This is a genomic window from Streptomyces sp. CG 926, from assembly GCF_003148825.1.
Taxonomy (GTDB): Bacteria; Actinomycetota; Actinomycetes; order Streptomycetales; family Streptomycetaceae; genus Streptomyces.
Genome location: NZ_QGGZ01000013.1, coordinates 113,862 through 134,758, shown reverse-complemented (window position 1 = coordinate 134,758; position 20,897 = coordinate 113,862). Strand labels below are relative to the sequence as shown.

The 20,897-nt window shown below is 69.5% G+C and carries 19 protein-coding genes and 2 pseudogenes; 13 read left to right on the top strand and 8 right to left on the bottom strand.

From position 1 onward, the window contains the following. Positions 1 to 103 precede the first annotated feature (103 nt). Entirely contained in the window at positions 104 to 1,666 is a 1,563-nt protein-coding gene (locus BCL76_RS30865) for a Na+/H+ antiporter (protein WP_109782745.1), read from the bottom strand. Positions 1,667 to 1,878: 212 nt separating this feature from the next. Between BCL76_RS30865 and kdpF the strand changes: the two genes are divergently transcribed. The 4 genes from kdpF to BCL76_RS30845 all read left to right on the top strand — a co-directional run bounded on the left by kdpF (position 1,879) and on the right by BCL76_RS30845 (position 5,551). Further along, positions 1,879 to 1,968, top strand: coding sequence for a K(+)-transporting ATPase subunit F (gene kdpF / locus BCL76_RS30860; protein WP_109782744.1), 90 nt, complete (start codon positions 1,879 to 1,881; stop codon positions 1,966 to 1,968). Continuing rightward, positions 1,965 to 4,544 (top strand): sensor histidine kinase, encoded by a 2,580-nt coding sequence (locus tag BCL76_RS30855; protein ID WP_375137985.1) that lies wholly within the window; start codon positions 1,965 to 1,967, stop codon positions 4,542 to 4,544. The genes kdpF and BCL76_RS30855 overlap by 4 nt, the downstream gene beginning before the upstream one ends. Positions 4,545 to 4,635: 91 nt before the next feature. After that, the gene (locus tag BCL76_RS30850) at positions 4,636 to 4,881 is read left to right on the top strand and encodes a hypothetical protein (RefSeq protein WP_109782643.1); all 246 of its coding nucleotides are present in this window, start codon (positions 4,636 to 4,638) and stop codon (positions 4,879 to 4,881) included. A 205-nt stretch (positions 4,882 to 5,086) separates the two neighbouring features. After that, positions 5,087 to 5,551 carry a hypothetical protein gene (locus BCL76_RS30845; RefSeq protein ID WP_258309989.1) on the top strand — a complete coding sequence of 155 codons (465 nt, stop codon included), beginning with the start codon at positions 5,087 to 5,089 and terminating at the stop codon, positions 5,549 to 5,551. Between the two features lie 157 nt (positions 5,552 to 5,708). On the opposite strand, the gene BCL76_RS30840 is transcribed toward BCL76_RS30845, so the two are convergent. Genes BCL76_RS30840 through BCL76_RS30830 form a run of 3 tightly spaced genes read right to left on the bottom strand, consistent with a single transcriptional unit; the run spans position 5,709 to position 9,380 of the window. After that, on the bottom strand, positions 5,709 to 6,695 hold the full coding sequence (locus BCL76_RS30840; RefSeq protein WP_109782641.1) for a hypothetical protein: 987 nt from the start codon (positions 6,693 to 6,695) through the stop codon (positions 5,709 to 5,711). Positions 6,696 to 6,701: 6 nt separating this feature from the next. Continuing rightward, positions 6,702 to 8,972, bottom strand: a complete 2,271-nt coding sequence (locus BCL76_RS30835; RefSeq protein WP_109782743.1) for a DUF6571 family protein — start codon at positions 8,970 to 8,972, stop codon at positions 6,702 to 6,704. Between the two features lie 30 nt (positions 8,973 to 9,002). Beyond that, positions 9,003 to 9,380, bottom strand: a complete 378-nt coding sequence (locus BCL76_RS30830) for a hypothetical protein (protein ID WP_258309996.1) — start codon at positions 9,378 to 9,380, stop codon at positions 9,003 to 9,005. 353 nt (positions 9,381 to 9,733) lie between these two features. On the opposite strand from BCL76_RS30830, the pseudogene BCL76_RS40060 reads away from it, so the two are divergent. The 7 genes and pseudogenes from BCL76_RS40060 to BCL76_RS40630 all read left to right on the top strand — a co-directional run. Beyond that, a pseudogene (locus tag BCL76_RS40060) lies at positions 9,734 to 9,922 on the top strand (hypothetical protein); the annotation flags it as partial. A gap of 223 nt (positions 9,923 to 10,145) precedes the next feature. Further along, positions 10,146 to 11,008 (top strand): annotated as a pseudogene (locus BCL76_RS30820) (hypothetical protein). Between the two features lie 514 nt (positions 11,009 to 11,522). After that, positions 11,523 to 12,758, top strand: coding sequence for a helix-turn-helix domain-containing protein (locus BCL76_RS30815; protein ID WP_109782639.1), 1,236 nt, complete (start codon positions 11,523 to 11,525; stop codon positions 12,756 to 12,758). Positions 12,759 to 13,218: 460 nt separating this feature from the next. Continuing rightward, positions 13,219 to 13,428, top strand: coding sequence for a hypothetical protein (locus BCL76_RS30810; RefSeq protein ID WP_109782638.1), 210 nt, complete (start codon positions 13,219 to 13,221; stop codon positions 13,426 to 13,428). 129 nt (positions 13,429 to 13,557) lie between these two features. Next, entirely contained in the window at positions 13,558 to 13,803 is a 246-nt protein-coding gene (locus BCL76_RS30805; RefSeq protein ID WP_146228452.1) for a hypothetical protein, read from the top strand. An 11-nt stretch (positions 13,804 to 13,814) separates the two neighbouring features. Continuing rightward, positions 13,815 to 14,378 carry a DnaB-like helicase N-terminal domain-containing protein gene (locus tag BCL76_RS30800; RefSeq protein ID WP_109782636.1) on the top strand — a complete coding sequence of 188 codons (564 nt, stop codon included), beginning with the start codon at positions 13,815 to 13,817 and terminating at the stop codon, positions 14,376 to 14,378. Next, positions 14,375 to 14,665 (top strand): cation transporter dimerization domain-containing protein, encoded by a 291-nt coding sequence (locus BCL76_RS40630; RefSeq protein ID WP_441350756.1) that lies wholly within the window; start codon positions 14,375 to 14,377, stop codon positions 14,663 to 14,665. Before BCL76_RS30800 ends, BCL76_RS40630 begins: the two co-directional genes overlap by 4 nt. Before the next feature lie 159 nt (positions 14,666 to 14,824). Here BCL76_RS40630 and BCL76_RS30790 read toward each other — a convergent pair whose 3' ends face one another. From BCL76_RS30790 to BCL76_RS30780, 3 genes are all read right to left on the bottom strand, one after another. Further along, positions 14,825 to 15,724 carry a DUF5655 domain-containing protein gene (locus BCL76_RS30790; RefSeq protein ID WP_109782634.1) on the bottom strand — a complete coding sequence of 300 codons (900 nt, stop codon included), beginning with the start codon at positions 15,722 to 15,724 and terminating at the stop codon, positions 14,825 to 14,827. Between the two features lie 116 nt (positions 15,725 to 15,840). Next, positions 15,841 to 17,082 (bottom strand): MFS transporter, encoded by a 1,242-nt coding sequence (locus tag BCL76_RS30785; protein ID WP_109782633.1) that lies wholly within the window; start codon positions 17,080 to 17,082, stop codon positions 15,841 to 15,843. 5 nt (positions 17,083 to 17,087) lie between these two features. Beyond that, on the bottom strand, positions 17,088 to 18,455 hold the full coding sequence (locus tag BCL76_RS30780; RefSeq protein WP_109782632.1) for an FAD-dependent oxidoreductase: 1,368 nt from the start codon (positions 18,453 to 18,455) through the stop codon (positions 17,088 to 17,090). 465 nt (positions 18,456 to 18,920) lie between these two features. Here BCL76_RS30780 and BCL76_RS30775 point away from each other — a divergent pair, with 465 nt between their 5' ends. Then, positions 18,921 to 19,289 (top strand): ArsR/SmtB family transcription factor, encoded by a 369-nt coding sequence (locus BCL76_RS30775; RefSeq protein ID WP_109782631.1) that lies wholly within the window; start codon positions 18,921 to 18,923, stop codon positions 19,287 to 19,289. Continuing rightward, the gene (locus BCL76_RS30770; RefSeq protein ID WP_109782630.1) at positions 19,286 to 19,783 is read left to right on the top strand and encodes a GNAT family N-acetyltransferase; all 498 of its coding nucleotides are present in this window, start codon (positions 19,286 to 19,288) and stop codon (positions 19,781 to 19,783) included. The genes BCL76_RS30775 and BCL76_RS30770 overlap by 4 nt, the downstream gene beginning before the upstream one ends. Positions 19,784 to 19,787: 4 nt before the next feature. Here the strand turns inward: BCL76_RS30770 and BCL76_RS30765 are convergent, their stop codons facing one another. Further along, positions 19,788 to 20,732 (bottom strand): arsenic resistance protein, encoded by a 945-nt coding sequence (locus BCL76_RS30765; protein WP_109782742.1) that lies wholly within the window; start codon positions 20,730 to 20,732, stop codon positions 19,788 to 19,790. Positions 20,733 to 20,897: the final 165 nt, after the last annotated feature.

Here is a 20,897-nt window from a genome sequence, read left to right as displayed (position 1 = left end):
TCATCGCCGAGGGCCCACCGGACCCGTCGCATGCGGGGTACTCAGCGGCCCTCCCCGGCGCCACGCTCGACATCGTCCGGCCTGAGATTGGACGACCGCCGACTCATCTCGCCAGGTCCAACCGTGTCTCCTCCAGGTCCAGGGAGCGCTGCAGGCTCCGGCGGGTGGTGTCGCTGATGTGGTGCTCTTCGTAGAGCCGCTGGAGTTCGGCCGCCTCGACGCAGATGAGGTCGCGGCGCAGCAGGCGGTAGACGTGGTCCGCGGACCCGGCCGGGTCGGCTTCCTCCAGACGGTCGCGGGCATGTTCGAGGCGGGCCTGCAGACTGCGCCGCAGCCGGTCCGCCACGACGTCCGGCACCGCTTCAAGGTCGGACATCTCGTCCAGTCGCCGGATACCGGCGGCCGCGAGGGCACACCGGGCGGAGGCCTCCTCGCGTTCGGTGTGGTCCGGTTCAAGGGCGATGCCGGAGCGGCGTACCACACCCGCCAGCGTGAAGCCTTGGGCGACGAGGGTGACCACCACTACTGATGTCGTCAGTACGAGTACGAGTGGCCGCTGCTCCAGGAGGCTTCCGTCGTCCGCGGCGACCGGGATGGACAGGGCGGCGGCCAGGGGGACCACACCGCGTGTGCCCGCCCACGTCAGCACGGCCGGGATGCGCCAGGACCGGCGTGCGCCCGCATTGCGCTGGACGACGGCCGAGAGCGGCAGAACCCAGAGCAGGCGCACGGTGATCAGGGTCGCGGCGACCGCCAGAACGTACAGCGGCCAGGGTCCGTCGGCGGCGGTCAGTGCGGCGATCTGTCCGGGCAGCGTGAGCCCGATCAGGCTGAAGACGACGCTCTCCAACAGGAAGACCACGGTGCCGTTGACGGCGTGGAGCTGTATCCGTATGCGTGCGTTGGTCAAGCGGTCGGCCCGGCCTCCGAGCACGACGCCCGCCACGACGACGGAGGTGACTCCCGACGCGTGCACCGCCTCCGCCAGCACGTACGCGGCGTACGGGGTCACCAGGGCGATGACGGTCTCCAGCACGGGGTCCTCGGTCCTGCGGCGGATCAGCGCCACCACGCCCGCGACGGAGCCTCCGATGAGGGTGCCGCCCCCGGCGAGCAGTGCGAATTCGCTTCCCGCCGCTTGCCAGGACACCCCGGCGGAGGCTGCGGCGACGACGACCGCCACGCGGAAGAGCACGAGCGAAGTGGCGTCGTTGAAGAGGCTTTCGGCCTGCACGAGGACTTGAACGCGAGGCGGCAGGGCGAGCCGTCGGCCGAGCGCGGTCACCGCCACCGGGTCCGTACTCGCGAGGATGGCTCCCAGGACCAGGGCCATCTGCCATGTCAGCGGGGTGACCAACGATGCGACCACCCCCACCGCAGCCGCCGAGGCCAGGACCAGGCCGACGGCAAGTACGCTGACCGGCTTCCACACCAGGCGCAGTTCGCGCCACGACAGTTCCTCCGCGCTGGCATACAGCAGGGGTGGCAATACGACGAGCCCGATGACTTCGGGGCTGACCCGGATCTCCGGAGTGCCGGGCACCAGCGCGACGACGAGGCCGGCGACGACGAGCAGTGAGGGCGCCGGGATGCGCCAGCGGCGGGCACCCGTGGCCACGAGCGTGGCCAGAACCACGAGGAACAAGACCGTACCGACGCTGCGCATTCCGCCCCCACCCGAGTCGACGCGGACCATGCGGTCACACGACGCCGACCAGGCTTCCCGGCACACCACCTTCACCCTATCGATGCAACGGCCGTCAATGCACCGTCAAAGTCCCACCCCGGAGCCGTTAGGAGTGCATCAGGGGCGTTTCCACCACGGCTTCGCTGCTGTTCGCTGGTGAGGTTGGAGACGCGCGGAGGAGTCGGGTGCGGTTGAGCACGGAGAACATTGTCGGCATCATCATTGCGGTCTGCTTGATCGGTTACCTGATCCTGGCGTACCTCTTCCCCGAGAAGTTCTGAACGTGACGACCACGGATGAGACAGGGCTGCAACCGGTGACCGAGCCGGTCCTGCGGCCCGGGAGGCTCAAGGTCTTCCTGGGCGCGGCTCCCGGCGTCGGCAAGACCTACCGGATGCTCGACGAGGCGCACCGCCGGGCCGCCCGTGGCGCGGACGTGGTGGCCGGTTTCGTGGAGTGCCACCGGCGTCGGCACACCGAGGCGAAGCTCCACGGCCTGGAGGTCCTCCCCCTGGCCGAGCACGACTACCGGGGCGGCACGTACGGAGAGTTGGACCGCGAGGCACTGTTGTCCAGGCGTCCGCAGCTGGTGCTGATCGACGAACTCGCCCACACCAACGTCCCGGGCGGCAGCCTGCACCTGAAGCGCTGGCAGGACGTCGAGGACATCCTGGCCGCGGGGATCGACGTCGTCACCACGCTCAACATCCAGCATCTGGAGTCGCTGAGCGACGTCGTCGGGAAGATCACCGGAGTGCCGCAGCGCGAGACGGTGCCCGATGAGTTCGTGCGCCGCGCTGACGAGATCGAGCTGGTCGACATACCCCCCGAGGGACTTCGGCGCCGAATGGCGCACGGCAACATCTACCCCCCGGAACGGATCGACGCCTCCCTCGCCAACTACTTCCGTCCCGGCAATCTCATCGCGTTGCGGGAACTGGCGCTGCTGTGGCTGGCCGGGCAGGTGGACGAGGCCCTCCACAAATACCGCATCGAGCACGGCATCGGGGATGTCTGGGAGACCCGGGAGCGGGTGGTGGTGGCGCTCACGGGCGGCCCCGAGGGCGAGACCCTGATCCGCCGCGCCGCCCGCATCGCCGGCAGGTCCGCCGGCGGCGAGCTGCTCGCCGTGCACATCGCGCGCAGCGACGGTCTCGCCGCCGGGGTGTCACACGCGGCGCTCGCCGCGCAGCGGGCCCTCGTCGAGGACTTGGGCGGCAGTTACCACTCCGTCGTCGGCGACGAAATCCCCACTGCGCTGGTGGACTTCGCCACAGCGGAGAACGCGACGCAGCTGGTCCTCGGTACGAGTCGGCGCCGCAGGCTGGAACGTTTCCTCACCGGCCGGGGAATCGGCGAGACCGTGGTGGCGCTGTCCGAGGACATCGACGTCCACATGGTCACGCACGAGCGGGCGGGACACGGCCGGCTGCTGCCGTCCCGCCGCCGCACCCTCCCCACCTCCCGGCTCATCGCCGGGCCCGTGGCCGGCGTGGTGCTCCCGGTGCTGCTCACCCTCGCCCTCGACCGGATACGCGGCACGTTCAACCTCACCAGCGAAGCACTGCTCTTCCTGGTGACCGTGGTCGGAGTGGCCTGCATCGGCGGAGTGGCCTCCGCCCTCATCGCGGCGCTGACCGCCGCGCTGCTCCTCAACTACTGGTTCATGCCGCCCATAGGCGAGTTCACCATGAGCGACCCGGACAGCGTGCTGGCGCTGGTGGTGTTCGCCGTCGTCGCCGCCACCGTGGCCGCCGCGGCGGACCGGTCCCTGCGGCTGTCCCGCCGCGCCGCCCGGGCCACTGCCGAGGCGGAGACCATGTCCGCACTGGCCGGCAGCATCGTCCGCGGTGACCAGGCGATACCGGCGCTGCTGGAACGCACCCGGGAGACCTTCGGCATGGACACCGTCGATCTGACGTCGGAGCCCCCGGGGACGGGAGCGGCAACGGACGGTGGACGTCGCACGCGGACGGAGGCTGACCCCGCCTTGGTGGTCGCGGCCGGATCCGGGGCCTTCCTCGTCCTGCGCGGGCGTGCGCTGCCGTCCTCCGAACGTCGCGTCCTGGCCGCCTTCGCCGCGCACGTCGGCGCCGCGGTCGAGCGGGCCCGCCTGGCCGAGGCAGTTGCCGAAGTCGAACCCATCAAGGCCGCCGACCGCCTGCGCACCGCCCTGCTCCGCGCCGTCAGCCACGACCTGCGGACCCCCTTGGCGGGGGCGCTGGCCTCGGTCAGCTCGCTGCGCGCTCCGGACGTCGACTTCTCCGAGGAGGACCGGGCGGAGCTGCTCGAATCCGCCGAGACGTCCCTGAACCGGCTGAACCGCCTGGTGGAGAACCTGCTCGACCTCAGCCGCCTGCAAGCCGGCGCCCTCACCCTCGAACTGCGGGCCACCGCACTGGAGGAAGTCCTGCCGGCCGCCCTGGAGTCGCTGGAGCTGCCGTCCACCGGCGGCACAGTCGTAGACGTACAGAATCTGGAGGCGGTACCGGCGCTGCGGGTCGATCCGCCTCTGCTCGAACGCGTGCTGGCGAACCTGGTCGGCAACGCTGTCCGCCATGCCCCTGCCGACCGACCGGTGCTGGTGACGGCCAGCGCCCTGGCCGACCGGGTCGAGGTCAGGATCGCCGACCGGGGCCCCGGGATCGCAGCCGTGGACCGCGAGCGAGCCTTCGAGGCCTTCCAGCGGCTCGGCGACCGGGACAACACCGCGGGCCTCGGCCTGGGCCTGGCCCTGGCCAGAGGACTCACCGAGGCGATGGACGGCACGCTCACACCCGAGGACACCCCCGGCGGAGGCCTGACCATGGTCCTGTCCCTGCCCGTCGCCACCGATGCGGCCGCAGGGCGGCCCTGACCGACATGTCCTCCTCACCTCCACACGAACCGGCCGGCATCCCGCTGAGGCAATGCGGGACACCGAGAACCTTCTACTGAGGACACCACCTGTGCAACGCGACAACGAACCGGTCTTCAGACGGAGCAAGTGGGGTACGAACCGCTACTACTACAACCCCCGCAACCCCGTCGGGCTCGCCCTCATCGTCATCACCCTGCTTTTCGTCGGGACGATGATGATTCTCATGGCGAACCGGGCCGGCCCGTTCAAGCCCGCGCCCGCCCCCGCGCCGCTGAGCCCGCCGCCGTACGACTACTCGCGGCCGTCACCCTGGGCCAGCCCATCGGGCCCGTGAAGTCGATGGGCTCCCACCCGGCGGGAACCCATCAAGATGACGTAGCGCTCACATCAGCGGTGCGTCAAGGTCCGACCACAAGGCTTCTACCAGCCCTAACGTCGCTCTCATGGGACAACGCTTCGCACATGCCGCGCCCGACGCACACGGCGCCGAGGCGCAGCCTCCTGGACCCTGCGCACACGACATCCACTGGGCCGGCGAAATGCGCTCGGCGATCGGTGTCGCGTCCGTTCTGTTCACTGCCCTGTTCGCCGTGGATGCCGGTTCGGGCAGGCTCGATGTGACGCGCGGTCTCCTCTGGGCCGGCTTGGCCTGCCTTCTCTTCGCAATCCTGCTGCCGCACCGAGTCTCCGTACGCCCGGGACTGTTGAGCGCCCGAGGGTTGCTGACGACGCACACGGTCCGTACCGACTCCCTCGTCTCGGTCCATTGGTCCGACGGCGTGGCCCAGCGGATGACCCTCCGGGATTCGCAGGGAAGCCGGGTCGAGATCGACCCGACGGTCCTGGCCCGCAATCCGGCGATGTGGCGCCTTCTCGATGCGGACTGCCGCTCATCGATCCGGCAAGGCACCCTGCGACGCGGCACGACCGCCATGCGACAGCTGGCGCAGCGCATCGACCACGAGACGGCCCACGCGGTCTTCAAGGTCTCCGGCCTGCACTGACCCACTCCGCCGTGGCCAGGCCGGTCACTGATCTCGCCCGGGTGCTGCCACTGGATGCATGAGCGTCACTGCGAACCCGGGCTCGACGGCGGTGGGAGCCAGGCTGCCGCCGATGGTTTCCGTGAGGTCGCGCGCCATCCGCTGGGTCCGCGGGCCGCTACGCGTTGGCGCAGCTGAATTTGGCTGCGGCCGCCTTGGTGAAGGCGGTGAACAGGTCCTGGGGATCGGGTGCGCCGGCGCCGAGGGATTCGGTGTATCGGGAGCCGGTCTCCATGGCGAAGTACGTGGGCTTGCCTGAACAGTCGGAGAGGGTGTGGGTGGCGTCGAAGCCCTGCCCGTTGAACCCCTTGGACTTGCGTATGGCTGAGATGACGGCGGGGTCCCGGGTCGCGGAGAAGGTGGCGTAGGCCTGCTTCGGGCCCTCCGCTGTTGCGGTTCCGCAGCTCCAGGTGGCACCGGAGTCCTGGACGGTTTCCCTCGCAACCGCTGGGAGTGTGAAGCCGGGCAGGGCGCACACGCTGCCCGCGGTGGCCGGGCGCTGCGCCGCCGGCGGGGCGATGCGGTCAGGGGCCGACAGCGGGGCGGGCGGGGTGCAGCCGGCCCGGGTGCTGATCCGGTTCGCGGTGCTGGTGAGCAGGCCGACCAGCTTCTCGGAGTTCGCCGTCTCCTCAGTGTTTCCCCACACCAGACCCGCCTCGTCGGCCGTACAGCCGGCCGGGAGCTGGACCCAGGCGCGGCCGGGGGCGACGCCTCCGCCCGGGAAGAACGACGCCGTCGAGGCGTCGGGCCAGTTGCCGCCGGTGAAGGCGAAGTCACCGCGTTCGCTCGTTCCACGGACGAAGAGCCTCTGCCTGCCGGATCCCGGCTGCGCGGCCGCGCTGCGCTCGATGACGCAGTCGAACCGGGTCCTGCCGTCGTCCGCCCCGCTCAGCGCCCCCGGACGGCTGGTGATCCTGCCCGCGCCGGTGAGTACGGCCTCGGCGTCGTGGGCCGACACCACACCCCCGCAGAGGGCGGAGTCGCCGAACGTGTTGGTGTTCAGCCACAGGTGCAGACCGCCCAGCAGGGCCACGGTTGCGACGGCTGCGGCGACGACGGCCGTCTTGCGCGGAGATCGGACTGTCCGCTGCGGGGATGTGGTCACGGCGCTCTACTTCCTTGTGCGGAGGGCGGAGTAGGCGTCCTCGCGTCCGGTGATGTAACTCTGCTTGGCCTCGCCCTTGGCGTGTTCGTGGGCCACGGATCCGTTGGCTCCCTGCCCCGTCGCAAAAGAGTCGATCAAGGAGTTCGTCGCGCCCACGCCGGCTGCGGCGTCCTGGCTCTCCTTCTTGAGCGCCATGGCCTCGTGCTCCGCCGCGACGTCCTTCGACCATTCGTAGGTGGCGGCATCGATCAAGCGCTGTGCCGGGTCGCCGATGATCGGGAACTGAGTGATGAGCCCGCCGAAGCCGTGGTAGCCGTACCGGGCGGCGTCGTTCATGGTGCCGATCTTGGTGTCGCGGTCGTCGAGGGTGATGTCGGAGCCGATCGCGTTCATCGCTCCGAAGACCTCACCGACGTGGCGGGCGCGGTTGTCCCAGTCGCCGACGACGTTGCCGACCTCGCCCGGTCCGGCGGGCTTCGCGTGGGTGAGGTACTCGGCGGAGTAGCGGCGCTCCGATTCGTACATCACGTCGTAGGCGGTGATCGGCTGGCCGGTGGGTCCCGTTCCGACCTCGCCGTCGGCGACACCGCGCATGACCCGCAGCAGGCTGTGCTTGCCGTTGGTGATGCTGGAGTCCTCACCGTGGGCGGTGATGCCGTCCTGGCCGATGGGGCTGCCGGGCGAGGTGCCGCTCAGGATGGCGTGGGTGTCGGCGGTGTAGTCGGCCAGGGCCCGGCCCAGGGGGGCCTTGAGGTTGTCCGCGTTCGTGTCGCCCTTGCCGTCGGCGTCCAGGACGGAGATGGTCTGCTGCATGACGCGGGCCTCGGCCTCGGAGTGGTGGCCGTAGTGTGCGGACGCCGCGCCCGGTTCCCTGCCCGTGGTGGAGGCTTCCAGTGCCAGGCCGAGCCCGGTGCGGGCGTCCTTGCCCTCGGACTCGAGGTCTCGGCTGGTCTCGAAGTTGCCCTGCCAGACGGGGGTGTCGTCGAACTTCCAGTCCCGGTCCTTGAGCAGGTATCGGAGGTTGTCGTTCCTTCCGTCGGGGCCGGGGTCGAAGTAGGAGGTGGAGGCTTCGGGGTTCTTCGACATGATGCCGAGGACTCCGTCGAGGGGGTCGTGGGCGAACCAGCCCTTGTTGTTCCCGCTGAAGTCGCCGTTGAGGTCCCAGACGTCGGGGTCACCCCCCTGCTTCTTGTCCTCGGCCCGGCGGATGTCCGAGGCCAGGTCGTGGAGGAACGGGGAGGAGTAGCCGTCCCCGTTCCGCATGAGGGTGACCAGGCTCTGGTAGCCGCGGACCTTCTGACCGTGGTCCCGGCTGATGGCGTTGGGCGAGTCGCCGATCTGCCTGAGGTCGTAGCTCTCCAGCCCGGCCTTGTCCAACTGCGTGCGGAAGTTCTTGTAGAAGTCGGACTTCGGGTCCTGCATCGCGTTCGACAGCGAGTTGGCCAAGCCCTTCTGCAGGTCCAGGTAGCGCTGCTTGTTGCCCTTGTCGTCGCCGTACGCGTGGTCGTTGAGCTTGTTGGTGAACGTGAGCGTGTTCTGCGCGCCCATCCCGTTCAGGAAGGTCTGGGTGAACTCCGGCCGTGAGGCGTTGTCGCGGAAGGAACGACTCAGCTCCGCATAGTCGGCTTCCGAGACCTTCTCACCGCTGTTGATACGGGTGGCGATGTCCTCGGCGTTGCGGGCCTCGTAGACCTCGATGTCGCCCTGCGCTCCGGCGTTGAAGCCGTCGAGGGTCTCGTCGTCTCCCTTGCCCAGGGCGTCCTTATTGCTGTCCACGACCACCGCATCCAGGGCGATCTTCACACCCTGGTCGGCTTCGGAGACCGCCTTCACACAGTCGTCGATGTGCTGCTGCCACTTGGCCACGGCAGTATGGATGGTGGTCTCACCATCCGGGTCGTGGTGGATCGCGCTGCGTTCCTGTGCGGTGAGCTTCGCGTAGTCGTAGGCGACGTTCCCCTGCTCCGAGACGGTCATGCCGGCCTTTATCGCATCGTCTCGTGCACTCTCGACCCTCTTCTTGAGGTCGGTGAACTGGCCGTGCGCGTCGCGCAGCAGGCCGGCGACCGCCTTGGCCTGGATCTGGGCAGCGGAGTACTCGTAGCGGGTGGCCGCGAAGCTCGTATGGGCCACACCGACACTGATACCGGTCCAGCTCTCGCCCATGGTGATCTTCTGGACGCTGTCGCCGTAGCGGGTCTCGACCTTCTTCAGTTCACCGGCCATCGAATCCCACTTGCCTGCCGCCGTCGTCAGTAGGCCGAGGTCCGTGGTCATGACTTCGTGGTACGTCAGCACCGCTTCCCCCTAGAGCCCGTTGAGCTTCGACCGGGCGCCGATCGGTCGGAACTGGTCACCCAGGCCGATGTCGTTGCGCACGAACAGACCCGAGGCGCCCCGCAGGGCGCTCTTCTCGGACCCGAGGCGGCCCATCAGTACCTTGGCCTGCTTGTCCCAGGTGTCCGCGACCTTCTTCAGGCCGGGGGCGGTGTCCCAGTCCTCGAAGCCCTTCACCGCGGCGTTGGTCGCCTCGTCCGCATGCTCCGTGGCCGTCTTGGTGTTCGGCTGCAGCTCGGTCTCGATCGTGTTCGCCGCCGCCGTCTTCTCGGCCGGGGTGGACCCGAAGGTCCCCGATCCCCCCGGCGCCAGTGGTCCTGCCGACGCACCTGTGCCGTTCAACCGCATGTCCACTTGCCGACCGTCAGCGTGGTCGCGTAACGCGCCCCACTCGCTGTCGAACTCCCCCGACATGTCCTGTGCCCTCCCCTTGAACTTCTCGTGATCATAGACATGGCAACTGCACATAAATCGAGCAAGCTCACCTCCTTGACGCCCTTCTTACGGCGCCCTGATCCGCGACTGTCGGCCTCAGCCGGCCAGGTCGAGGCGCGCCGCCTCCAGACCCAGGGAGCACTGGAGCCTTCAGCGGGGCTGCCCTAGAGGGGCCGGACGGCCCTGGTTGAGGGCGAGCCAGACCGTGCTCTGTGAATGACACCCAGTCCTTACGCTCTCCCTCCGGCCATCACAAGGCGACCCGCCTCGACAACCTGCAGGGAAGCCGCACCGAGGTCCGCATGGGCTACGAGGACGTCGCGGCAGCGATCATGGCACCGCGCTCCGGGAAGACCACCTCGCTGGCCATCCCCTCCATTCTGGCCGCGCCCGGCGCCGTACTCCTGACCAGCAACAAAGCCGCCGGTGACGCCTATACAACCTGCTTCGACGCCAGCAGTGATGAACGAGGGGGAAAGGCCTACGAGAACGCCATCAGGGCCGCGACGTCTTCCGGCCGTCCACGACGATGGACCCACTGGCGCGTGATCTGGTCCTCCGGCCGCCCACTTCCAACGATCAGCGACGGCAGTGAGGTTGATGCACCTTGTGTTGACGGACGGATCGTTCCAGTAGGCCTCCTTCTGCTACGGTCATCTGTTCGCCAAGGAGGTCGTGATGCCTGGTTCCCTGCCCGTTGCTGCCCAGGTGGATCTGCGCCGTCAGCCGGTGGAAGATGTGCTGGAGCGCGCGGAAGCGGCTCTGCGTGTGAAATTGGATCGGCAGACTCTGGTACGCAAGCGCCGTTCCTTGGGCGGTCGTACGGAGCGGGGTACATGGGTGCGCATCGAGCGGCGGGGGTTCGAGCGGATCGGCGCGCAGGGCTGGAACGGGACCGAGGCCGCCGCGGTGCTGCAAGGGATCGCGATGCCTGAGTGGTACCAGGGCGTGGCGTGGCGTGGCGCGAGCCGGGCGAGCCGGTGATGTGGCGCGCAGATGAGCTGGAGCTGATTGCGTCGCCGCCTGTCGGCAAGGGTGCCCTGGTGCTCGCAGACCCGGGCCTGCCGGATGCGTGGTGGGAAGCGCTGACCTCCTCGCTGGACGCCCTGGCCGCACAGCAGACACCGCGGATCGCGACACCGGACACAGTGACGATCACGCAAGAGGAGGTGACGCAGACCCTCGGGGAGGTCTTCCCCGGCATCGCCGATACGCAGATCGAGCAGTGGGCGCCGGCTCATGCGGATCTGACCTGGGCCAACGTGATGGGCCCGGAGTTCTCCATCATTGACTGGGAGGACTGGGGCATGGCGCCCCGGGGCTTGAACGCCGCAACCCTGTGGGGCAACGCGCTGGCCGTCCCGGCGCTCGCGGACCGCGTCCACCAAGAGCGGCGGGTGGACTTGGAGAGCAGGGATGGGCGGCTGATGTCCCTGTTCTTCCTGTCGAAGATCGTCGGGGCGCACGCGTACGAAGGGGATCCGTTGCTGGCGCCGGCCAGGAAAGAGGCCGAGCGTCTGGTGGCCGAGCTTCAGGTCTGACGGTGTGGGTGCAGAGTACGGAGCTACAGAGGCAGGGCAGCAGGCTTGCCCCGGCGCCAAAGGCCCGGACACAGCTGGGCCCGGCAGAGGCCCCCTTCCGGCAGCCAATCTGGGTAGGGCCCTCCCGCGGGCTGCCTGATCGCGGGGAGCGACCCGCGTGCTGTCCTCAGCCACCGCCCTCTGGCCCCTTCCAGCTGCTGGGCATTGAGGAGTGGTGTTCCACCGGCATGTCGGTACCCAGCGCAGCCCAGATCAGGAACGTGCAGACACCCACTCCGAGCAGACCGGTCGGAATCAGCACAGCGAGCAGCCATTCAGGCATGACGTCCCCCCAGACATCTCCCCGCACCCCGTCTAACCAGCATAGAAGCCCCCGCTGACATCGACCCAGGGCGAGCCACCGACTCGTCGCGAAGGGCTTCTGCATCTTGAGATCCCTTGGCCAAGGCCCACCGTCCGGCTCGCCCCAGCGGTACCTTCGCGTCAGAAGCGTTCGCAGATCGGGGTGGTGGATGTGAGCGGGTACATCGAGGAGCAAGAGCGGATCGGACAGCGGGTCCGGCGGCAGCGGCTCTCGGTCGGGATCACTCAGGCCGACCTTGCCGCCGCGCTCGGACGGTCTCAGGGTTGGGTGTCCAAGCTGGAGAAGGGCCGGATCGAGCTGGACCGGGCCGGGCTGATCAACGCCGTGGCCGCCGCGCTCCACTGCCATCCGAACACCTTGATCGAGCGTCCGTACTCAGGCGGAGGAGCCGAGACCAAGTGGCAGGTCTCCGCAGCCTCCATCATCCGGGAGCTGCGCCGCTACGACCTGGCCCCCGTCTTTGACGGCACGCCTAGGCCGTCTGAGGTGCTGTGGCACGACATGAAGCGCCTGCGCCGCCTGCGCGACGCTGCGGCGAACGCCGCCGTATTGAAGGAGCTGCCGGACATGCTGCGCGAGGCCCGAGCCCTCGCTGAGGCATCCGTCGGCCACGAACGCGAAGAGGCGTTCGCGATCTATGCGGTGGCCTGCAAGTTCGCGCACACCGCGGCCCATGCCCTCGGACATCCCGAGCTGGTTGCCATGGCCTGTGAACGGGCCACCTGGTCCGCGCAGCTCTCAGGTGACCCTGTGATGCCGGCGATGGCGCTGTGGATGCGCATGTGGGACACGTGGGCGTCGGCCGACTGGGACGACGCCCTCGCCCTCGGGGACAAGGCCCTCGCCGGCATCGAAGCCGAGTACGAGGCCGGCGCCCCTCTCGCCCTGCGTATGTGGGGCGCCCTGCACCTGCGTGCCGCGATCTCGTCCGCGCGCAGCGGGAACGCCGCTGGGTCCGATGAGCGGCTCGCGCTCGCCCGTACGGCGGGCGAGCGGGTCAACTCCTACGTCGGGCCCGAGATCCACGACCGACACTCGGTCACGTTCAGCCTCGGCAACGTCGTCATCCATGGCGTCAGCGCTGCCTTGGAGATGAGTGACCAGACGAAGGCCCTCCGGCTCAACCGCGAGGCGGACCCCGCGCACATCGCGGTTCTGCCGAACTCCAGGCTCGGTCACCACCACATGGACCTTGCCCGCGCGTGGCTGTGGGACGGCAACCGCGACCAGGCCCTGACCGAACTGGAGACCGCGGAACGTATCGCTCCCCAACTGGTCCGCAATCACCCTGTCGCACGCGCGACGCTGCGGAAGATCATCTACGCGGAGCGGGCTGCTACGCGCCAGCGGCTGCGCGGCATGACCGGACGATTTTCGCTGGACTGACCTGGGGACATTCCACGGATTCATATTGCTCCGTAGCGGGGCGCATACGTTCCGCTACATGACCTCCACGCGTCGCACTGACCATGACCGCGTACGACGGCAGGCGGACGACCCTGATCCCCGCTGGCCGCTGCGCGGCGACCTCGCGTACGACACCGCAACCTCCCGCACAGGTGTGGTCATAGACGTACCCGGGGGACACCGGCACCACGGTCTACCGCCTGTGTCCCGAGGGCGGGGGCGAAGACGGCTGGAACGCCTCGCTCGACACCCTCGTGCCCACGGAGGACGCCCCCGTTCCGCTCCCCCGCAGGGCCCCCGGCGGCACGATGCAGCACGGGCCCGAATACGCCCCGTGGGACGACCCCTTCGGCAATCCGGACCCCAGTCCCTCCCTGAGGGTCCGCGCCGAGCGCGGCATGGAGCGATTCAGGAAATCGGCCGGCACGGACGGTGCGGCATGAGCAGCCGGCCCTCCTGGCTCTACGAGGGCGCCCGCGTACTGGACCCCGCCGAAGACCGCGAGGGGATCGTCCAGTTCATCGGCGACTGGGAAGACCCCAAGACCCGGCGCTTCATCCCTGAAGCCGTCTTCCTGCGCCCCGAGGGTGGCGGCGTCGAATGGGTCGTCGCCGACCACCAGGCCCTGCGCCAAGCCGACCCCCGCTGACCCCACCGACGCTCCGCCCGGTGCCTGCAACAGCACCACTATCCGGGCGGGACATACAGTCCGAACCCGATCGAGAGGAGCACGATGCAGAGTGCATTACGGCTCGCGGCCAGGCCTCGGTCTGTGATCATGCAGCCGACCACGAAGTGCCTGCCCATGGACTGCACGTACTGCTACTTGCCGTTCCGCAAGATGAACCACTTGATGCCCGTGACGGTTGCCGAGGCTGTGGCCACGTCCGTCAACCCGTGGGCAGCTCACGATCCGGCATTCGAGGTCGTGTGGCACGGCGGGGAGCCGCTGGCCACCGGCCGTGACCACCTTGCCGCGCTCATGTCCCCCTTCCCCGGACCCCTCCTGCTCCCGAACCGGTAGCGAAGACGTCCGTGGAGGCCGAGGACGAGGAGCAGATGCTGCTCGCCACAGCCACCGCCCACCCGGAGAGGCTCTCCCGGATCCGGTGGCTGCACGAGGGCGACTTCACGGTCCCCTCGTACGCTGCTCTGTTCGCCTGCCTGACCCAACTCGTCCGTCGGGGCGCACCGGTGGACCCCATCACCCTGCTGTGGGAAGCCCAGCAGCGCGGCCTTCTCCACAAGGGTTTCGGTCCTGCCGAGTTCCTCGACCTGGTCTCCCACCCCGCCGGGGCGCCCGAGTACTGGGGCCAGAAAATCCTCCAGCGCGCCCTCCTCAGCCAGGCCGCTTCCGTCGCGGCCCGCATCGAAGCGCTCACCGCAGACCCGGCAACCTCCGTCCACCAACTGGCCACTGGCAGCCGGCGGGCACTGGCCGCCCTGTCATCCACCCGGGCCCGCTGGTACCTGGCCACCAGCGACCCCGTCGAAGGGGCCCTCGTTCCTCAGTCCACGGCATCGCGTATCCCATCCGTCCGCAACCCGACCGCACCAGCCGGCCCCGCCGCGCGTACCCCGGCCCGGCCCGGCCGATGACCAACCCACCCCAACCGAAAGACCCCTCATGGCTCGCGCCTGCACGACCTCGGCTTCCGCAGCACCGGCCCGGACACCAAGAAACCCTGCTGGCGTCCTGGCCCGGCGTGAGCCGGGTCCGCCACCTGCACATGTGGCATGTCAGCCCAGGCGAGACGGTGCTGTCGGCCCACATCCTCACCATCGGCGAGCACGCGGTGTTGCGGGATCTGGAGCATCAGCTGGCCAGCTCCTACGGCACCACCCGCACGACCTTGCAGATCGAACCCACTGTCGCCGTCAGGTAGGCGGGCCCGCATGCGAGGCACCCCAAATTGAGGATCGTGCGTGCTGTTGCGGTGTACTGATTCTCGCTTCGGGCGGGAGGCATTGGCGTGGTTCGGCCGCGCACTCGTGAACGCCCCGTTCCGCTAACCCGGACGACTTCGACGTCCCGTCAACGACCCCTACGCCGCCATATAGGACAGCCGGAACAGCTCCACCGCTCGCTCGACGTCCCCCTCAGAGCGCAGCTGGACCTCAAGGTCGCCGGTGCCGTGGTGCCCCAGTCCGGTCACGTCCCTGGAAAAGCCCGGCACGATGTCGACGGCTGCCGGGGCGGCCTTGAGGTACACGAGGAGCTTGTCCTGCCGTGGTGTCACGCAGGCAAAGTTTCGCAGCCGCTGGTAGGCGTCGTACTGCTGGCGTCTGACCTTCTTGACGTCCTTCCCCAACCCCAAGAGCAGCTCATCCACCGCCGACACCAGGTGCTCGATTGCCTCGGACACTCGCTGGGCCAGCAGCGTACCGGCGGCACCGACGCGGCCAAGACGCATGGGCACTTGGGCCCGGGCAACGACCGAAGCGGCAACCGTCTCAAGCGTGATGTGGTGTTCTCCGAAGAGGCGATAGCGGACCAGGTCGATCGACCGGCGGTGCTCACGCACCGCTTGAAGGTCGTAGCGGGTGAAGTCACCGGCGATGCAGATCAACCGAGGCGCGCTCCACAGCACCTGCGAGGCCACGGTCACTCCGAGACGCTCACGCACCAGCGCCTGGAACTCGGTCCGGTGGTCCACCAGCCACGCCATGTAGAACAGGCCCTGGTTGATGACCCCTGGGTCAGTCGCACGTTTGTACTCGACGATCACCGGGGCGCCGTTCTCATCGAGCCCCAGCGAGTCGATGCGCCCGCCATGCACCGGGCCGGTGACGTACTCAGTCGCGAGGAACCACACCCCGAGCATGGCCTCCATGGCCCCCTCCACGAGGGCCTGCACTTCTGCCTCTTCATCGGCCAATCGCGGCGCAACCTCCGTCACGCCACCCTTCGTGCTGAACAACCTCAGCGTCGACACCCCCTCCATCGTCGACCTCGCCCAACACGAACGGCTTCGAGACTATTTCCGAAGGTGGCCGATTCACTGCGCCGATTACGGAGCGTGCGCAGCGTCCATGCCTCCTACTGCTCCGCCACCCAGTCCTATCGCTGCTGTAGTTGGGGCGTTCCTTCGGCCTGTCCCGTGCGGGCCCCCAGGGCTGTGATGGCGGCAGCGATCGACAGCGCGGCGAGCAGCGCGAACAGCGCGGGGTATCCGCCGAGGGGCCCAGCCAGAACCGCGCCGGCAAAGGGGGCGAGGGCCGCTGCCGCATGGGAGGGCGCTCCAAGGAGTCCGGAGAGGCGGCCGTAGTGGGTGGTTCCCCAGCGGTCGGTGACGGCGGTGGCCTGGAGCAGGGTGAGGTTTCCCCGGACGACCCCGGCGAGGATGGATACAGCGACGAGTACGGCATAGGGGCCTGCCACGGTGGCGAGGGCTGCGGTGGTGAGGGCGCCGAGTGCGATGAGGCTGATGGTGCGGGCGGTGACGTCGAGGCGGCGGGCAAGGGTCGCATACAGGGTGCGGCCGAGGGTCTGCCCCGCCCCTCCAAGGCCCAAGGCCCACGCCGCCTGAGTGGTGGTGAAGCCGCGTTCGAGGAAGAGGGGAACGAGGCCGATGACGACGGCGTACATCGCGAAGGCGGACAGGGTGAGGGTGACGGCCAGCATCCAGAACGCCCGGCTGCGTACTACGTGTTCGTGGCCACCGGTGATGTGCGGCGGGCTCGGAGGGGCTGCAGGCCAGGGGGCTCGGAGAGCCAGGGCGTGGGTCGGAACCGTTACGGCCGCGAGGATGCCGGCGAGGACTGCGTAGGTGCCGCGCCAGGACAGGTGGTCGACGAGGAGGGCTGCGAGCGGTGCGAAGACGGTGGAGGCGAGTCCGCCGGCGAGGGTGACGATGGTGAGGGCGCGGATGTGGTCGGGGGCCCACCAGCGGGTGAGGGCGGCGAAGGCAGGCTGGTAGAAGGTCGCGGCCATCGCCGCTCCGGCCAAGAGCCATCCCGAGGTGAAGACGGCGAGGTTGGGAGCGGCGGCCACGATGAGGAGGCTGAGGGGGCCGAGGACGGATCCGGCTGTCATGACGGCGTGGGGTCCGCGGTGGTCCAGGACGCGGCCGACATGGATGCCGACGATTGCGGAGACGATGAGGGCGGCGGAGAACGCGGCGGTGGTCGCTGCTGCGGGCCAGCCGGTGTTCTTCGTGATGGTGGGGTTGAGGACCGGGAAGGCGTAGTAGAGGACACCCCAGCTGGTGATCTGCGTGGCGCACAATGCGGGCAAGACGGCGCGTGGCCGCGACCGGGCGCCCGTCCCGGTCCCGACCACGCCGGCCTTGACGTTGGTCATGTGGGTCAGCAGCCGCCGGAGGAGGCGGGTGCGCCGATGGTGAGGGTGGCCGGGGCCGTGCAGCAGCCGCCGCTGTTCTGTTCGGTGGGCTCGGGCTGGTCGAAGAGGCCTGCACCGCCGCAGACACCGGTCTCGGGCAGGGTCAGCTCGACGCGCTCGGCGGCTTCCTGATCGCCGGCGAGGTGGGCGGCGATGGAGCGGACCTGCTCGTAGCCGGTCATGGCGAGGAAGGTCGGGGCGCGGCCGTAGGACTTCATGCCGACCAGGTAGACGTCCTTCTCCGGGTGGGACAGCTCGTTGACGCCGTGCGGGTAGACGGTGCCGCAGGAGTGCTGGTTCGGGTCGATCAACGGGGCCAGCTCGACGGGGGCCTGGAGGCGCTCGTCGAGGCCGAGGCGCAGCTCGTTCAGGAAGGTGAGGTCGGGGCGGAAACCGGTCAGGACGATGACCTCGTCGACCGCGTCGAGACGGCGGCCGTCCTCGTCGACGAGGATCAGGCGCCCGTCGGTGTCGCGCTCGATGGCGTCGGTGCGGAAACCGGTAACCGCAGCGGCGTACCCGTTGTCGACGGCGGCCTTGGCGGCCAGCCCGAGGGCGCCGCGGGCAGGGAGCTGGTCGGCTTCGCCGCCGCCGAAGGTGGAGCCGGAGATGCCGCGGCGCAGCACCCACAGCGCCTTGGTACCGGCCCCTTCGTCGGTCTCGGCGAGGGCGGCGAGGTAGGCGAGGGCGGTGAAGGCGGAAGCACCCGAGCCGATCACGGCGGTGCGCTTGCCCGCGTACCGGCCGCGGACGGCCGGGTCCTTGAGGCTGGGGACGCGGTAGGTGATCCGGTCGGCGGCGGCCTTCTCGCCGAGGGCGGGCAGTCCGCTGCCGCCTGCCGGGCCGGGGGTGGACCAGGTGCCGGAGGCGTCGATCACGGCGCGGGCGAAGACGCGCTCCTCACGGCCGTCGGCGTGCTCGATGTGGACGACGAAGGGCTGGCCGTCGCGGTCGGCGTCGACGGTCCGGTCCCGGCCGGCGCGGGAGACCCCGGTGACGCGGGCGCCGAAGCGGACGCGGTCGCCGAGGACGTCGGCGAGGGGCTGGAGGTAGCGCTCGGCCCACTCCCCGCCCGTGGGGTAGGAGGCGACATCGGGCTTGACCCAGCCGGTCGGGGCGAGGAGCTTCTCGGCGGCCGGGTCGACGACCTCGCCCCACCTCGAGAACAGCCGTACGTGGGCCCAGTCGCGGGTAGCGGCGCCCGCGTGCGGGCCGGCCTCGAGGACGAGGAAGTCCAGGCCGCGGTCTGCGAGGTGGGCGGCGGCGGCCAGGCCTGCAGGTCCGGCCCCGATCACGACGACGGGCAGGTCGGCGGTGATGGCAGGCGCGTTCACGATCGGCTCCCGGTTGTTTCGATATCCGTCAATGTCTTGCACGATCAGCGTGACACTTGCTTCGACATTCGTCAACATAGACGTTCATCGAATTCTCGGGGTTGTCGTGGAGCAAGTGGCGGCCATAACCGTCCAGGGCGGGCAGCCCGGCCTTTCCGTCGCACGTGCGCCGGTCAGGCAGGGCGTGACGCCGGCGCGTTGAAGGCGTCAGGCCGGGCGGTGACGGCATGGCCGCGCGACTACGACATCCCGGCCCCGCCCTCCCGGCCCTGTTCAGCTCACTGCCGGGCCTGACGTTCGACGCAGATCCGGACCGTTACCCGCGCCAGGATGAGGTCGTCGCCCACCTCGCCCGCTACGCCGCGCGCCTGGATGCCGAACAGGTCAACCGGGGCCCGACCGCCCATCTCGCAGGTAGCCGTGACACCCTTCCTGCGCTAGTTCGACACATGTCAACATAGACGTATGTCGAATGTGAAGGTGTTGCCGCTTCTGGAGCCCGAGGCCGTTGTGCCGTGCTGCCCGCCGCTGAACGAACGTCCGATGTCGGCGGACGAAGCCGAGGTCGCGGCCAAGATGTTCAAGGCTCTGGGCGACCCCGTGCGCCTGCGCTTGTTCTCCGCCGTCGCCTCCCACGAGGGCGGGGAGGCGTGCGTCTGCGACATCTCTGATGTCGGCGTCTCGCAGCCGACCGTCTCGCACCACCTGAAGAAGCTGAAGGAAGCCGGGCTGCTGTCCTCCGAGCGGCGCGGAACCTGGGTGTACTACCGGGTCGAGCCGTCCGTCATCGCCGCCATGGGCGCGCTGCTGGCCGGCGCAGCGAAGGCGGCATGACGGCGGTGGACATCCTTCCGCTGCTGCCCGAGCATGCCGAGCAGGTCCTCGCGGTCTACCAGGCCGGGATCGACGAGGGCAACGCCACCTTCGAGACCACGGCCCCCGACTGGGTGGCGTTCGACGCGGCGAAGCTGGCCGGGCATCGCTTCGTCGCACTCGACGCTGACAAGTCGCTGCTCGGCTGGGTGGCGGCGAGCGCGGTCTCCGACCGGTGCGCGTACGCCGGGGTGGTCGAGCACTCCGTCTACGTCCACCCCGAAGCCCGCGGCCGCGGCGTCGCCCGCACCCTGCTGGAGGCGCTGATCGCCTCCACGGAGGCGGCGGGCATCTGGACGATCCAGTCCGGGATCTTCCCCGAGAACACCGCCAGCCTCGCCCTCCACGAACGGGCCGGCTTCCGGGTCATCGGCACCCGCGAGCGCATCGGACGCCGCCACGGCGCGTGGAGGGACGTCGTCCTGCTGGAGCGCCGTAGCCCTCTGGTCGACTGACTCGTCAGCGGGTGGCGGGTACGAGGCGCGGGACGGCGCGGATGTAGACGATCATGCCGATGACCTCGACGAGGGTCTGGGTGACCACGACGACGCCGGCCACGGCCAAGTCGTCCGGGAGCGCGAGGGCAAGGGGTAGGACGACCAGCGAGTTGCGGGTCGCGCCGGTGAAGACGATCGCGCGGCTGTCCGGGGCGTCCAGGCGGAAGAGCCGGGCGACGGCGAGGCCGGCGAAGGCCATCACGATCAGGAACGCGGCGTAGACGGGGACGACCGCCACGACGTCTCCGAGACTGCCTCCGAGCTTGGGCACCTGGGAGGCGACGACGGTGAAGAGGGTGGCTGCCATCAGCGGGACCATGGCCGCGGTGGCGGCGTCCGAGGTCTTCTCCCCTGCCGGATGGCGGGCGGCCCAGCCCTGGGTGAGCCAGGCCAGCGCAAGGGGGATCACGATCAGGAAGACGAACGCCTCCAGGAAGGGCCCGACCTCCACCACGTCCCCCAGGTCGGGGCCCATGAAAAGCCACAGGAATACCGGCAGGAGCAGCATCTGCGCGAGCAGCAGCAAGGGGGTCGCCGCCAGGAGCCGCTGGCTGCTACCGCCGGCCAGGCCGCTGAAGACGATCACATAGTCCACGCAAGGCGCCAGCAGGACCAGCAGGACCCCGATCCGCACCGCCTGATCGTCGGGCAGGAACGTGTAAAGGCCTGCGACGACCGCCGGGACCACCGCGAAGTTCACCACCAGGGCTGCGGCCAGGAACCGGCCGGCGCGCAGCGACCGCAGGAGTTCGGCTGCCGGGACCTGGAGAAAGGTGACGTACAGCAGGGCGGCGAGCACCGGGTTGATGGCGTGCTCCAAGGCTGGGCCGGCGGAGGGCGCAGCCAGCCCGACTGCGGCACCGGCGGCCATCGCGCCGAGGTAGACGGCGACCTGGTGCCGTTCCATCGCGGCCACCAGGCCCTGGTCCTGCTGCTGTGTCACCGGTGCTCGCTCCGCATGTCTACTCAATCCGGCCCTTGTGGGGGCGGGCCTGCCGGTTGCCGACCTTATGTGGCCGACGAGGACTGGCTCGTCTGCGGGGTGTGCGTCTTCGAGCAGCCGCAGCCCTGG

Coding starts and splice junctions, on each gene's coding strand:
- BCL76_RS30865 (WP_109782745.1), bottom strand. CDS start 1,666: ATGCGCAGCGTCGGTACGGTCTTGTTCCTCGTGGTTCTGGCCACGCTC.
- BCL76_RS30845 (WP_258309989.1), top strand. CDS start 5,087: ATGCGCTCGGCGATCGGTGTCGCGTCCGTTCTGTTCACTGCCCTGTTC.
- BCL76_RS30835 (WP_109782743.1), bottom strand. CDS start 8,972: ATGACCACGGACCTCGGCCTACTGACGACGGCGGCAGGCAAGTGGGAT.
- BCL76_RS30830 (WP_258309996.1), bottom strand. CDS start 9,380: ATGCGGTTGAACGGCACAGGTGCGTCGGCAGGACCACTGGCGCCGGGG.
- BCL76_RS30810 (WP_109782638.1), top strand. CDS start 13,219: ATGAGCAGCCGGCCCTCCTGGCTCTACGAGGGCGCCCGCGTACTGGAC.
- BCL76_RS30805 (WP_146228452.1), top strand. CDS start 13,558: ATGCAGCCGACCACGAAGTGCCTGCCCATGGACTGCACGTACTGCTAC.
- BCL76_RS40630 (WP_441350756.1), top strand. CDS start 14,375: ATGACCAACCCACCCCAACCGAAAGACCCCTCATGGCTCGCGCCTGCA.
- BCL76_RS30790 (WP_109782634.1), bottom strand. CDS start 15,724: ATGGAGGGGGTGTCGACGCTGAGGTTGTTCAGCACGAAGGGTGGCGTG.
- BCL76_RS30785 (WP_109782633.1), bottom strand. CDS start 17,082: ATGACCAACGTCAAGGCCGGCGTGGTCGGGACCGGGACGGGCGCCCGG.
- BCL76_RS30775 (WP_109782631.1), top strand. CDS start 18,921: ATGTCGAATGTGAAGGTGTTGCCGCTTCTGGAGCCCGAGGCCGTTGTG.
- BCL76_RS30770 (WP_109782630.1), top strand. CDS start 19,286: ATGACGGCGGTGGACATCCTTCCGCTGCTGCCCGAGCATGCCGAGCAG.
- BCL76_RS30765 (WP_109782742.1), bottom strand. CDS start 20,732: ATGGAACGGCACCAGGTCGCCGTCTACCTCGGCGCGATGGCCGCCGGT.